Here is a 14,201-nt window from a genome sequence, read left to right as displayed (position 1 = left end):
CTTTTCGGCCGCATTCGCGATTTACATTCACAAGTTGCTCGATACGAACACGAGCAACCCGAGATTCTAGCGGGATTTGACACGAATTTCAAGCTTGCGCACGCATGACGCTCCCGGAGGCCGCCGCAGGGGGCAGCCGGATGGCTGCGGCCCGGCGACGTTATGAATCACATATAATGACCGGCACAGAACTTATCGCAGAACGGATAAACATGGCAATTTCCATCAAGACCCCGGAAGACATCGAGGGCATGCGCATCGCCGGCCGCCTCGGCGCCGAGGTGCTCGACTACATCACGCCCTTCGTCAAGGCGGGCGTGACCACCGGCGAACTGGACCGCTTGTGCCACGAATACATGGTGAATGTGCAAGGCACCGTCCCCGCCCCCCTGAACTATGCGCCGCCGGGCTACCCGCCGTTCCCGAAAGCCGTCTGCACCTCCGTCAACGACGTGATCTGCCATGGCATTCCGGGCGACAAGGTCCTCAAGAACGGCGACGTCGTGAACATCGACGTCACCGTCATCACGAAGGATGGTTATCACGGCGACAATAGCCGCATGTTCTTCATCGGCGAACCGTCGAAGCTGGCACGGCGCCTGACGGACATCACCTATGAATGCATGTGGTTGGGCATTTCCAAGGTGAAACCGGGCGCGCACCTGGGCGACATCGGTCATGCCATCCAGCAACATGCGGAAAAGGCCGGCTATTCCGTCGTGCGCGAATTCTGCGGCCACGGCATCGGCAAGGTGTTCCACGAAGAGCCGCAGGTGCTGCACTACGGCCGTCCCGGCACGGGCGAGGAGTTGCAAACGGGCATGATCTTCACGATCGAGCCGATGATCAACGCGGGCCGCCGCGAGATCCGCGAGATGCCGGACGGCTGGACCATCAAGACGAAGGACCGCAGCCTGTCGGCCCAGTGGGAACACATGATCCTCGTGACGGAGACGGGCTATGAAGTGCTGACGACGTCGGCCGGCACCCCGCCGCCGCCGGCCATCGTCCGCCCGCAAGACGCCGTCGCCGCCTGACCCACGTTCGCCGCCCACGCTCGCCGCCCATGTCCACCGCCCCCATCGCCGCCTCCCAAGCCGCGCAGCCGCCGCAACCGATGCAGCCGCTGCAACTCAAGCAGCGCCTCAAGGCCGAGCGCCAGCTCGTCATCGCCGAGTTCCGCGAGAACGGCAAGCCGGAAAAACTGTTGCGCGGCCTTCGCCACAGCGTCGACGGGGTGCTGACGGACGCCTGGCACGCGGCCGGGCTGCCGCACGACGCCGCCCTCGTGGGCGTCGGCGGCTACGGCCGCGGCGAACTGTTCCCCTTCTCCGACGTCGACCTCCTGATCCTGCTGGGCAGTGCGCCCGACGCCATCGTGCAGGCGAAGCTGGAGAATTTCGTGCAACTGCTGTGGGACCTGGGCCTGGAGATCGGCCACAGCATCCGCACGGTGGACGAATGCATGACGGAGTCCGCCGCCGACATCACGGTACAGACGAGCCTGCTGGAAGCGCGCCTCGTGACGGGCAGCGAGACCGTCTTCAACGAGCTGCAGCGCCGCTACGACGAGGCGATGGACCCGCAGGCCTTCTTCCAGGCCAAGACGGCCGAGATGCGGCTGCGCCACGCCAAGTACGAATACACGCCGTTCTCGCTGGAGCCGAACGTCAAGGAAAGCCCGGGCGCCCTGCGCGACCTGCAGGTGATCCTGTGGGTCGCGAAAGCGGCGGGCCTGGGCAATTCCTGGACCCAGCTCGCGATCCGCGGCCTCATCACGCGCGAGGAAGCGCGCCAGTTGATGGAAAAGGAATACGCGTTCAAGGACATCCGCGTGCGCCTGCACCTGCAGACGAACCGGCGCGAAGACCGCCTCGTGTTCGACGTCCAGACCGCGATCGCGGAAACCTTCGGCCTCACGTCGACGGGCGAAGGCCTGGAGGCGCGCCGCGCCAGCGAATTCCTGATGCAGCGCTACTACTGGGCCGCGAAGACCGTCACCCAGCTGAACACGATCCTGCTGCAGAACATCGAGGCGCACCTGTTCCCCACGCCGCAGCAGCCGGTGCCGATCAATCCGCGCTTCAACGAAGTGGGCGGCTTCATCGACATCGCCGCGGACGACACGTTCGAATCGAGCCCGTCGGCCGTGCTGGAAATCTTCGTGCTGATGACGGAGCGCCCCGACATCAAGGGCATGACGGCGCGCACGATGCGCGCCCTGTGGCATGCGCGCACCCTCATCGACGACGCCTTCCGCGCCGACCCGCGGCACCGCGCCCTGTTCCTGCGCGTGCTGCAGGCGCCCGCGGGCCTCGTGCACGCGCTGCGCCGCATGAACGACATGGGGATCCTCGGCCGCTACCTGCCGAACTTCCGCCGCATCATCGGCCAGATGCAGCACGACCTGTTCCACGTCTACACGGTCGACCAGCACATCATGATGGTCGTGCGCAACATGCGGCGCTTCACGATGACGGAGCACGCGCACGAATACCCGTTCTGCAGCCAGCTGATCGCCAATTTCCGCGACCGCTGGCTGTTGTACGTGGCGGCCCTGTTCCACGACATCGCCAAGGGCCGCGGCGGCGACCATTCGGAGCTGGGCAAGACCGACGCGCGCGAATTCTGCCGCGACCATGCGCTGTCCGAGGAAGACACCGAACTGGTCGTGTTCCTCGTCGAGCACCACCTGACGATGTCGGTGGTCGCCCAGAAGCAGGACCTGTCGGATCCGGACGTGATCCAGGCCTTTGCCCGCCTCGTGCGCGACGAGCGCCACCTGACGGCGCTGTACCTGCTGACCGTCGCCGACATCCGCGGCACGAGCCCGAAGGTGTGGAACGCGTGGAAGGCCAAGCTGCTGGAAGACCTGTACAAGATGACCTTGCGCGTGCTCGGCGGCGAGCCGCCGTCCGCCGACCGCGAACTGCGCGCGCGCCAGCAGGAAGCGCTGGCCACCCTGCGCCTGTTCGGCCTGCCGGCGGACGCGCACGAAGCGCTGTGGAAGCAGCTCGACATGGCCTACTTCCTGCGCCACGACGCGTCCGACATCGCGTGGCAGACCCGCTGCCTGGTCGACAAGCTGGGCCTCGACAAACCGGTGGTCAAGTCGCGCCTCGCGCCCATCGGCGAAGGCCTGCAGGTGACGGTGTACGTGAAGGACCAGCCGGACCTGTTCGCGCGCATCTGCAGCTATTTCGACCGCAAGAATTTTTCCATCCTCGACGCCAAGATCCACACGACGAAGGACGGCTACGCGCTCGACACCTTCCTCATCACGGACGAACATTTCGCCAACAGCTACCGCGACATCATCAACCTGATCGAGCACGAGCTGTGCGAGGTGCTCGTGCGCCAGGAACCGTTGTCGCCGCCGCTGCGGGGGCGGCTGTCGCGCATGTCGCGCAACTTCCCCGTCACGCCGACGGTGGACATGCGCCCGGACGAGCGCGGTCAGTTCTGGGTGCTGTCGATCGGCGCGAACGACCGCAACGGCCTGCTGTACGCGATCGCGAACGTGCTCGCGCGCTACCGCATCAACCTGCACACCGCCAAGATCATGACCCTGGGCGAGCGCGTCGAGGACGTGTTCCTCATCGACGGGCAAGCGCTGAACAACCAGCGCGTGCAGGTGCAGCTGGAGACCGAGCTGCTGGATGCCGTCAAGATTTGAGATTTGAGATTTGAGATTCGATCCGATTGTTTTTTTGAAGTGACCATGACCGAACCCGTACGCCTGTCCAAACGCATGTCCGAACTGGGCCTCTCCTCCCGCCGCGAGGCCGACGAATGGATCGCGAAAGGCTGGGTGAGGGTCGACGGCCAGGTGGTGTCCGAGCTCGGCAGCAAAGTCTTGCCGCACCAAAAGATCACGGTCGAGCGCCAGGCCGCCGCCCAGCAGGCGAAGCGCGTGACGGTGCTGCTGAACAAGCCGGTCGGCTACGTCAGCGGCCAGGCCGAGGATGGCTACAAGCCGGCCGTCGTGCTCGTGAAACCGGAAAACCGCTGGACGGACGACCCGTCGCCCGAACAATTCCACCCGACCCAGCTGAAATCGCTCGTGCCGGCCGGACGGCTGGACATCGATTCCGTCGGCCTGCTCGTGCTGACGCAGGACGGCCGCATTGCCAAGCAATTGATCGGCGAGGCCACGTCCATCGAGAAGGAATACCTCGTGCGCGTGCAGTACACGAAGCCGGGCCGCCTGCCGGACGCCGACCTCAAGAAGCTGAACCACGGCCTGTGGATGGACGGCAAGCCCCTGCTGCCCGCGAAAGTGCGCTGGCAGAACGACGACCAGCTCAGCTTCACGCTCAAGGAAGGCCGCAAGCGCCAGATCCGGCGCATGTGCGACATGGTCGGACTCAAGGTCGTGGGCCTCAAGCGCGTGCGGATCGGCCGCGTGAAGCTGGGCGAGTTGCCGCCGGGACAGTGGCGTTACCTGGGCGCCGACGAGCGGTTTTAACCATCAATGCGCATGCCGCACGTGGGTCCACGGATCAAGCACGCGCAGCTCGTCCAGCACCGCCCGCGGCCCTTCGACGCTGCCGCCGCTGTCCTGGTCCCACTCCAGCCTCAGCTTCGATCGCCCGCGCAGCAAATCCACCCGCGCATAGTCGACCCACGCATCCTCGGCATCGTATTCGAACGTCTTCATCCAACCGGCCCGCAGCAGCGCTTCCAGCGTCTGGCGCAACGCGAACGGAGGGAGGTCCGAAATCGTTTCCGGGTGTAACTGGGGGTCGCTGAAGACGCCCAGGTATCTGACGAATCGTGAAATCCACGCCATCGCTGCCTCCCAACATCGGTTGACGTTGATTTCAGTCTAACCAGGCAACGGCAGTATTGACGTTAGCTGGCGCACAGACGAGAGCAAAATGCAGGGCGCATATGTCACAATTTTGTAACTTATTGTTTCAGCAAACTCCTACAACGGCCTTCAAGCAAGAATGCGGTGCAATTCCTCGATACTGACGGGCTTCGTCAGATGATGGGAAAACCCGCGGTTGCGCGTCTGGCGCCGGTCGGCGTCCTGCCCCCAGCCCGTCAGCGCGGCGATGCGCACGCCGGCGAACCGGTCGTCCTGGCGCAGGCGGCGGGCGACCTCGTAGCCATCCATGCCGGGCATGCCGAGATCGAGCAGCACGCTGGTCGGCAGGAACGATTCCGCCATCGCCAGCGCGGCGCGGCCGTCGTACACGACGCGCACCTCGGCCCCGTCCGCTTCCAGCAGCAGGCCGAGCGTATCGGCGGCGTCGCGGTTGTCGTCCACGACGAGGATGCGCTGGCCGTGGAACGGCGCGGCCGGCCGCGCCTGCCCCAGTTGCGGCACGTCCTGTTCCCCGTCGTGCTCCGGCGCGAGCGGCAGCCGCACGATGAATTCGCTGCCCTGGCCCGGCCCGGCGCTGCGCGCCTCCACGGTGCCGTGGTGCATCTCGACGAGGCTGCGCACCATCGTCAGGCCGATGCCGAGCCCGCCCTGCCCCCGTCCGGCGGCGCGGTGGGCCTGGGCGAACATGTCGAACACGCACGGCAGCGCGTCGGCCGGAATGCCGATGCCCGTGTCGCGCACGGTGGCCACCGCCTGGTCGTCCTCGCGCCGCACGTCGAACCAGATGCGGCCGCCCGTGTCCGTGTACTTGGCCGCGTTGTTGAGCAGATTCGAAAAGACCTGGGTCAGGCGCACCCGGTCGGCTTCGAGGCACAAGGTCTGCTCCGGCAGCGCGACGGCCAGCTGGTGGCCGGCCCGCTCGATCATGGGCTGGCTCGTTTCGACGGCGCTGCGGACGATCTCGGCGAACGGCACGCGCTCCAGCTTCAGGTCGATCTTGCCGCGCGTGATGCGCGACACTTCCATCAAATCGTCCACGAGACGCGCCATCTGCTTCACCTGGCGCCCCACCATCTCGACGACGCGGTCGGACTGGCGCCGGCCGTCCGGACGGCGCATCAGCTGCACGGCGTTGCTGATCGGGGCCAGGGGATTGCGCAATTCGTGGGCCAGCGTCGCGAGGAATTCGTCCTTGCGGCGGTCGGCTGCCTTGAGGGCCTCCTCGGCCTGCACGGCGCCCGTGATGTCGAGCGAGATGCCGACGTAGCCGCGGTGCTCGCCGTCGCCCGAATGCCAGGGCGACGCGTGCGATTCGAACCAGTGCCAGCTGCCGTCCCCGACCAGCGTGCGGATGCGCTGGGTGAACGCGCCGCGCGTGCGGATGCCCTCGTACACGTCGCGCAGGTAGGCGTCCATGTCGTCCGGCCGGGCGATGTTCTGCCAGCCGGTCGCGCCCTCCCCCGCCGCCAGCTCGGCGGCGACGCAGCGCTGGTTCAGGTAGATGACGTTGCCGCCCACGTCGAACTGGTACACGAGCGCGGGCGAGGCGTCGGCCAGCGCGCGGAACCGGCCCTCGCTCTCGCGCAGCGCGTCCTCGGCGCGCTTGCGCACGGTGATGTCGTGGAACAGGATGGCCACGCGCGGCACCTGGCGCCCGCCCACCGGATAGACGAAGAAATCGTACCAGCTGGCCGGCGGCTGCGAAAAACATTGCGAGCGGCTCGACACGCCCGTGCGCACGACCTGGGCGCAGGCCTCCAGCCAGCACGGCTCGTGTTCGGGATGCATGCGCAGCTGGCCCGGCCCGACATAGGCGATGTTGGCCATGCGCACGGCAGCCGGATTCGCCTCCACGTAATCGAGGCCGACTGCCTTGCCTTCCACGTCGAAACGCACCGCGGCCAGCAGGAAGCCCTCGTCCATCGCCTCGAACAGCATGCGGTAGCGCCGTTCGCTCTCGGCCAGCGCGGCCTGGGTGCGGCGGCGCTCGTCGACGTCGATGTGCATGCCGACCCATTTGCGCACGCTCCCGTCGGCGTTGAACAGCGGGGCGGCGCGCGCATTGGTCCAGCGCCAGCCGCCGGACGCCGCCTGTACGCGGAATTCCGCGTTCAGGATCCGCCGCGTGCCGACGGCCGCGCGCCATTCGCGCAGCACGTACGCGCGGTCGTCCGGGTGCACGGCCTCGATCCAGCCCACGCCCAGCGACGCCGCTTCCGACTGACCCGTATAGGTCGTCCAGCTGGGCGACCCGGCGACGATGCGGCCGTGCGCATCCGTCTCCCACACGGTCTGCGCGAAGCCCTCGACCATCGCGCGGAACCGCTCCTCGCTCTCGGCCAGGCGCGCCTCCGTCTCCTTGTTCTCGGTGACGTCGATCACGAACAGCACGCAGCGCGCGTTCGCGCCCGCGCCCGAGATGCGCGCGGGCGCGAACAAGCCCCACCAGCGGGTGCCGTCCTTGCGCATCATCTGCTTGGTGTAAGGCAGCGTGACGCCATGGTCGATGAGGTCGCGCAGGGCGCGCGCCGACACGTCCCAGAACTCGGGCGGCGTCATGTCGCGCCAGCTCGGCATCGTGCGCAGCTCGGCGCGGGTATAGCCCGTCATGCGCTCGAACGCGGGATTGACGTCGCGGACGGTGCCGTCGATGTCGAAGTACAGCACGCCGACGGTGCTGATGCTGAGGGTGGCGTCGATGAGGGCCTTGTGGTCGCGCAGCAGGCGCTCGGCCGCGCGGCTCTCCTCGACCTCGCGCTCCAGGTGCTCCTTGCTTTCGAGGACGGGCCGCAGGCGCTCCTCCACCTTGCGCTCGATCTCGACGCCGTCCGCGCCCTTGCCGCCGCCGGCCCGGTGGGCGGCCGCCGCGAACGGCGCGCAGGCGCGCAGCAGGCGCAGGTCCTCGGCGTCGAACTGCGCGCCGTCGCCCTCGGCCAGCACGATGCCCAGCGCGCCGGCGGGGCCGCCGCCGATATGCCAGGGCACGCCGAGGAATTCGGCCGGCGCCGGGCCGGCCGCGCGCAGCGAGGGGAATTTGCTGGCCGGGTGGGCGAACAACACGGCGCCGTCGGACTCGATGGCGGCGCCGCACGCGCAGGCGTCCAGCGGCCAGCGGCCGCCCTGCCGCCCGGCGAGCGCGCCGGACGCGACGCACCAGCGCACCGTGCCCGCGCCGTCCGGCGCCCCCGGCGGACCGTCGTCGCGCACGGCCACGACTGCGGCATCGGCCCCGCACAGCGCGCACGCCGCGTCGGCCAGCCGTTGCATGACGTCGTCGGACGCGTCGGCCAGCGCCTGCGCCAGTTGCGCCAGCGCGGCGGCCTCGCGCGCCCCGTCGCGCACGGGCAGGTGGGCCGCGCGTTCGCGCAGCAGGGTTTCCACGGCGGCGTCGTCGCGGACTCCGATCGATGCGTCAGGTGTCGAGTCGGCCATGGTCGTTGATGGTTGGTTTCCTGCGCCCTACAACTTCAGATTACTTGACGATCCGATCAGCGCCAATCGAATTTCAATCGTGTTCGCCACGTTTAACAATATTTAAAGAAAACGTGCCGTGCACCCCACGAAATCGTGGCGAAGGCGTCAATACGGCCTGTCTGCGAGGCCTGGACGCCACGTCGCCGCTATAAATTAGATAGCGATAACACCCGTCTCGCGCCTTATCGTTTCGATCGCAATCAAAATGAAAGGGTTCAGCGCACCTGGCCGGCCGCGCCAAGCGCACGCTCCAGTTCGTCCAGGCGGACGGGCTTCTTCAGGTGCAGATCGAAGCCGGCGGCCAGCGCGCGCCGCACGTCCTCGGGCTGGCCGTAGCCCGTCACGGCCACGAGCCGGATGCCGCCCAGCCGCGCCAGTTGGCGCGCCACCTCGTAGCCGGAGATGTCCGGCAGGTCGATGTCGACGAAGGCCACGTCCGGGCGCTGGCGCTCGGCCAGGGCGAGCGCGGCGCGGCCGTCGGCCGCCGTCATCACCGTGCAGCCGCGCGACTGCAGCAGCGCGCACGTCATGTCGCGCAGGTCGTCGTTGTCCTCGACGAGCAGCACGCGCCGGCCCGGCCGCGGCCGCGGCAAGCGGCAGCCGGACCGTGAACGTGCTGCCCTGCTGCGGCCCGCCGCTGGCGACGGCCACGGTGCCGTGCTGCTGCTCGACGAGCGACTTGACGACAGCCAGGCCGATGCCGAGACCGCCCTTGGCGCGGCTGAGCACCTGGCCCTGCACGAACACGTCCCAGATGCGCGGCAGCAGGTCGGCGTCGATGCCCTTGCCGTTGTCGGCCACCGCCAGCTCGCCCATGCCGGCATCCGCGCGCACCGTCACGCGGATCCACCCGCCGGCCTGCGTGTACTTGGCGGCGTTCTCGACCAGGTTGCCGATCACCTGCTGCAGCCGCGTCGGGTCGCAGTTCACCCACACCGGTTCCAGGTCCAGCTCGACCTCGTGCTCGGCCGTCGTGCCCTGCGTCCGCAGGGTCTGGACGACGTCGCGCACCGCCGCGGCAAGGTCGAGCGGCACGGGCGCCAGCGTCACGCGGCCGCTCAGCACGCGGTTCGCATCCAGCAGTTCGTCGACGAGGTGGGCCAGGTGGCGGCTCTGGCGCCCGATGATCTGGTGCGCGCGCTCGGCGGCCGGGCCGCCGGCGCCCAGCTGGACCAGGGCGATCGCGGAACTGATCGCGCCCAGCGGATTGCGCAGTTCGTGGCCCAGCATGGCGAGGAATTCGTCCTTGGCCCGGTTCTGCGCCTCGGCCAGGCTGCGCGCCGCCTGCGCCTCGGACAGGTGGCGCCGGCGCGCGGCTTCCAGGCGGATCAGCCGGGTCGACACGGCGTGCAGCACCTTCTGCAGCGCGTTCAGTTCCGTGATGCGCAGGTCGGCCGGGGGCGGCAGCCAGCCGTCGACCATGCCTTCCGTCGCGGCACCGAGGTATTCCGTGGCGGCCAGCAGGCGGCGCGCGAACAGCAGCGCGCCCAGGCACGCCAGCGCCACCGCGCACAACAGCGTGCCGGCCGTGAGCGAGACGGCGCGCGCGGCCGTCGCCTCCAGTTCCGCGACGGGCACGCCGACGGCGGCCGTCCAGCCGGACAACGGCGACCGGGCCAGCGCGGCAGCCATCGCCGTGCCTTCGCGGCGCGCGATGGTGCTGCCGGCGCGGTCGAACACCGAGATCAGCCACGAAGCCGGCACGTCCGCCGGCAGCCTGGCGTTCAGGGCGCGCGCCGCGATGCGCTCGCCGAGCAGCATGCGGCGGCCGTCGGCCAGCGTGAAGGGAATCTGGGCCGCCACGACGACGCTGCGCAACGGGTCGTCGACGATCAGGCCGGACACCGCCGGCACGTCGCGCTCGAGCACCGTGCGCACCCGCAGGCGCGTGGCGGCCGAAGGCTGTCCGGCCGGCGCGCCGTACGGGCGGGCGGTGTTGAACACCTGCTCGCCGTCCGCGCGCAGCAGCACGGTTTCGCGGCCGCTGCCGGCATTGGCGCTCTTCGCCTGGCTGTAGAACGTCGCGAAATCGCCGCGGAACAGGCTCAGCGACGTCGTCAGCGCCTGGCCGCTGGCCAGCGCGGCCGTCAGCTCCCGGTCCATCGTCAATACCGTGGCCCGTGCCAATTCCTGCATGCTGCGCAGCACGGCCTCGCGTTCCGCATCGAGCAGCAGGCGGATGGCGATCGCCGATCCGAGGATCACGGGCAGGAAGACGACGGCGGCCAGCAGCGCAAGATGCGTACGTACTCTCATGGCTTCCGATGATGAGTTCCGAATCTTCCGATTGTATATTCAGCAAGATCCGATTGAATCGTGCGCAGGTAAAAAATTGCATACGCCCTGTCAGGTCAGGGTTTTCCCTGGTTGCACTCTCCCTTGCTCTGGCGTAGCATCCACGCTTTGCCGGGCTCACGAGGCCACCGGCCTACCCCTGGAGTGCCATGAAAACCGAAATCCCACCCCTCCCCACCCAATCCCGTTCGTTCCTCACCATCGCCCTGATCGAGATGTGGGAGCGCTTCGGCTACTACGGCATGCAGGCGCTGATCGTGTACTTCATGGTCCAGCGCCTCGGCTTCGACGACAGCCGCGCCAACCTCGTCTGGAGCGCCGCGGCGGCACTGATCTACGTCTCGCCCGCGATCGGCGGCTGGATCGGTGACAAGGTCCTCGGCACCAAGCGCTCGATGGTCCTGGGCGCCCTCGTCCTCACGGTCGGCTACGCGCTGATGGCGGTGCCCACCGAAAACACCTGGTTCCTGTTCTGCGCCCTCGGCGTGGTCGTCGTCGGCAACGGCCTGTTCAAGCCGAACGCGGCGAACCTGGTACGCAAGATCTACGAAGGCGACGATTCGAAGATCGACAGCGCCTTCACGCTGTACTACATGGCCGTGAACGTCGGCTCGACGATCTCGATGCTGGCCACGCCCTGGATCAAGGACTACGTCAACGCCACGTACGGTGGCGAGCTCGGCTGGCACATCGCGTTCGGCGCCTGCAGCGTCGGCCTCGTCGTCGGCCTGTTCAACGTCATGTTGATGCGCGCGACGATCGCCCACGTGGGCTCGCAGCCGGACGAACACCCGCTCGACGTCGGCAAGCTCGTCGCCGTGCTGGCCGGTGGCGTCGCGATGGTCGGCGTGTCGGCCGTGATCCTCGAGTACCAGACGCTGGCGCGCATCTTCGTCTACCTGGCGGGCCTGGTCGTGCTGGGCATCTTCATCCACCTGATCCGCAAGAGCGCGCCGAGCGAGCGCGCCGGCCTGACGGCGGCCCTCGTGCTGACCCTGCAGTCCGTGTTCTTCTTCATCTTCTACCAGCAGATGTCGACGTCGCTGGCGCTGTTCGCCCTGCGCAACGTCGACCTGGGATTCTCGCTGTTCGGCGTCCACCTGTTCGACTGGGCCCCGGCCCAGTTCCAGGCGCTGAACGCCATCTGGATCATGGTGCTGTCGCCGGTGCTGGCCTGGGCGTACGGTGCCGCCGGCCGCAGCGGCCGCGACATGTCGATCGCCGGCAAGTTCGCCCTGGGCTTCCTCGCCGTCGCGCTCGGCTTCTTCGCATACGGCGTGGCCGGCACGTTCGCCGTCGGCGGCAAGACGTCGTCGTGGGTGATGGTGGCCGGCTACGGCCTGTATTCGCTGGGCGAGCTGCTCGTTTCGGGCCTGGGCCTGGCGATGGTGGCGCGCTACGTGCCGGCGCGCATGAGCGGCTTCATGATGGGCGCGTACTACGTCGCCACCGGCATCTCGCAATACCTGGGCGGCGTCGTCGCCAACCTGGCCAGCGTGCCGAGCGACATCACCGATCCCGTGCGGACTTTGCCGATTTATACGAGCCTGTTCAACAAGCTGGGCGTCGGCGCGCTGGTCTGCACCGCCATCGCCCTGGCCGTGCTGCCGCTGATGCGCCGGCTCTCGGCCACGCACCACGCGCACAACTGACGACCTGGCCGCCATGACCGTCCTGACCAGCAGCCGCCTGCGCTACGAACCGTTCGCCGACGCCCACTTCGACGGCCTGCACGCCATGAACCGCGACCCGGACGTGATGCGCTACCTGCTCGGCCGGCCGGAAACGCCGGACGAGACGCGCGCCATGATCGCCCGGGTGCGCACCCGCTGGGCGGAATGGGGCTACTCTTGGTGGGCGCTGCTCGACCGGGACAGCGGCGAGGTGGTCGGCGCCGGCGGCATCCAGCACCTGCGGCTCGACCGCGCCGCCCCGCACGAGATCGGCTGGCGCCTGCGCCGCGAACACTGGGGCAAGGGCTACGCGACCGAGGCGGCCGTCACGATGGCGGACCATGCGTTCGCCGTGCTGGACGCGCCGCGCCTGTGCGCGATCCGGCATCCGGACAACACGGCCTCGCAACGGGTGATGGAGCGCCTCGGCATGCGCTATGTGGGCCTCGAACCGTGCGACGGCATGGAGGTCGCCCTGCACGTGCTCCCGCGCGCGGCCTGGCTGGCGCGCGCTTAGCCGCCCGCGGCGCGCCGAGCCCGCGCCGGCGTGGCGCACGCGCAACCCATCTCGCATACTGCTGATCCGCCTCAGGGCCGGTCGCCTCCTCTCGCCTAAGCTGGGCTCGGAATCCGACAATCCATCCAGGAGGCTAGCATGCGCCCGTCATCGCACATTTCCCGACTGATCCTGTCCGCGGCCATGGCCCTGCCCGGCGCGGCGGCCCTGGCGGACCCGTTGTACTCGATCACCTTGCTGGGCGGCACCGGCAGCGCCGCCAGCGACATCAACCGCTGGGGCGACGTCGTCGGCAGCATCAGCAGCGGCGGCGTCACGCACGGCTTCCTCAATGCCGGCGGCACGTACACCGACCTCGGCACCTTGGGCGGCATGGACAGCAACGCGAACGGCATCAACGACCTCGGCCAGATCGTCGGCGGCTCGGTCAACGGCGCGGGCCAGTTCCACGCCTTCCTCTACGACGGCGGCAAGATGAGCGATCTCGGCACGCTGGGCGGCGACCGCAGCGAAGCCTTCGACATCAACAACCACGGCGTGATCGTGGGCGATTCCCGCAACGGCGACCCGGCAACGGAAGGGTTCGGGCAAGCCTTCCGCTACGCGGGCGGCACCATGACGGCGCTCGGCACCCTGCCCGGCGGCCTTGGCAGCAACGCCTACGCCATCAACGACAAGGGCAAGATCGGCGGCTCGTCCTTCGAAGGACCGTTCACCGTCCCCGAATATCCGTACCACGCCGTCACGTTCAGCGGCGGCGCCGCGCACGCGATCGGCGTGTCGGACCTGGGCGACAGCGCGATCTACGGCCTGAACGACTACGGCCTGGCCGTCGGCGGCCTCCCGAGCCCGACGATGATCCACGCCTCGCACGCCTTCCTGTACGACCACGGCACGGTCACCGACCTCGGCGTCCTCGACCCGATGGCCGTCGACGACAGCATCGCCTTCGACATCAACAACCTCGACCAGATCGTCGGCACGTCCGCCGTGAACATCGACCCGAGCCACTACGGCTACCACGGCTTCCTGTGGACGGGTTCAAGCCTCGTCGACCTGAACACGCTGGTCGATCCCAAGTCCGGCTGGGTGATCACGAGCGCGAACGGCATCAACGACGCCCGGCAGATCGCCGCCACCGCGTGCTACGGCGGGGTCACGGGCGACTGCCGCGCCGTCCGCCTCGACCTGATCTCGGCCGTGCCGGAACCGGAACAGTGGGCCACGCTCGCCCTCGGCATGGGCCTGGTCGGCGCGCTGCGGCGTGTCCGGGCCGCAGGCCGGACGGCCGCCTGATCGGCCGCCGGCCCGGCCTCCACGGATGCCTGGCCTCGCGATGGCGACTGTTGCGTTGGTGCATTGGTAAAATTATCCGTATTGTTGCAAATCAGTAATATGTTATAGTCAT

General features: G+C 68.3%; 9 protein-coding genes and 1 pseudogene. 6 read left to right on the top strand and 4 right to left on the bottom strand.

What is annotated here, in order from left to right; genetic code table 11:
• The first annotated feature begins 212 nt into the window (after nt 1-212).
• Genes map through ISF28_RS24810 form a run of 3 tightly spaced genes read left to right on the top strand, consistent with a single transcriptional unit; the run spans nt 213 to nt 4,468 of the window.
• A complete protein-coding gene (map, locus tag ISF28_RS24820) occupies nt 213-1,037 on the top strand; it encodes a type I methionyl aminopeptidase (RefSeq protein ID WP_198119852.1) in 825 nt (274 codons plus the stop codon).
• Nucleotides 1,038-1,066: 29 nt separating this feature from the next.
• Nucleotides 1,067-3,676 carry a [protein-PII] uridylyltransferase gene (locus ISF28_RS24815; RefSeq protein WP_370663495.1) on the top strand — a complete coding sequence of 870 codons (2,610 nt, stop codon included), beginning with the start codon at nt 1,067-1,069 and terminating at the stop codon, nt 3,674-3,676.
• Between the two features lie 45 nt (nt 3,677-3,721).
• Nucleotides 3,722-4,468, top strand: a complete 747-nt coding sequence (locus ISF28_RS24810) for a pseudouridine synthase (RefSeq protein ID WP_198119851.1) — start codon at nt 3,722-3,724, stop codon at nt 4,466-4,468.
• A gap of 3 nt (nt 4,469-4,471) precedes the next feature.
• Here the strand turns inward: ISF28_RS24810 and ISF28_RS24805 are convergent, their stop codons facing one another.
• The 4 genes and pseudogenes from ISF28_RS24805 to ISF28_RS31295 all read right to left on the bottom strand — a co-directional run.
• On the bottom strand, nt 4,472-4,792 hold the full coding sequence (locus tag ISF28_RS24805; protein ID WP_198119850.1) for a hypothetical protein: 321 nt from the start codon (nt 4,790-4,792) through the stop codon (nt 4,472-4,474).
• A gap of 150 nt (nt 4,793-4,942) precedes the next feature.
• Nucleotides 4,943-8,266 (bottom strand): PAS domain S-box protein, encoded by a 3,324-nt coding sequence (locus ISF28_RS24800; RefSeq protein ID WP_198119849.1) that lies wholly within the window; start codon nt 8,264-8,266, stop codon nt 4,943-4,945.
• Nucleotides 8,267-8,523: 257 nt separating this feature from the next.
• On the bottom strand, nt 8,524-8,838 hold the full coding sequence (locus ISF28_RS31300) for a response regulator (RefSeq protein WP_370663496.1): 315 nt from the start codon (nt 8,836-8,838) through the stop codon (nt 8,524-8,526).
• A 70-nt stretch (nt 8,839-8,908) separates the two neighbouring features.
• A pseudogene (locus ISF28_RS31295) lies at nt 8,909-9,730 on the bottom strand (sensor histidine kinase); the annotation flags it as partial.
• A gap of 1,022 nt (nt 9,731-10,752) precedes the next feature.
• On the opposite strand from ISF28_RS31295, the gene ISF28_RS24790 reads away from it, so the two are divergent.
• The 3 genes from ISF28_RS24790 (at nt 10,753) to ISF28_RS24780 (ending at nt 14,089) form a co-directional block, all read left to right on the top strand.
• Complete coding sequence (locus tag ISF28_RS24790) at nt 10,753-12,255, top strand: peptide MFS transporter (RefSeq protein WP_198119847.1); 1,503 nt, start codon at nt 10,753-10,755, stop codon at nt 12,253-12,255.
• Nucleotides 12,256-12,268: 13 nt separating this feature from the next.
• Nucleotides 12,269-12,793 carry a GNAT family N-acetyltransferase gene (locus tag ISF28_RS24785; protein ID WP_198119846.1) on the top strand — a complete coding sequence of 175 codons (525 nt, stop codon included), beginning with the start codon at nt 12,269-12,271 and terminating at the stop codon, nt 12,791-12,793.
• 138 nt (nt 12,794-12,931) lie between these two features.
• Complete coding sequence (locus ISF28_RS24780) at nt 12,932-14,089, top strand: hypothetical protein (protein ID WP_198119845.1); 1,158 nt, start codon at nt 12,932-12,934, stop codon at nt 14,087-14,089.
• Nucleotides 14,090-14,201: the final 112 nt, after the last annotated feature.

Origin of the sequence: Massilia rhizosphaerae, from assembly GCF_016093545.1 — a bacterium.
In the GTDB taxonomy this organism is placed as follows: Bacteria; Pseudomonadota; Gammaproteobacteria; order Burkholderiales; family Burkholderiaceae_D; genus Telluria; species Telluria rhizosphaerae.
Note: the sequence above shows the minus strand (reverse complement) of the source record. Positions and strands in the feature narration are given on the sequence as shown.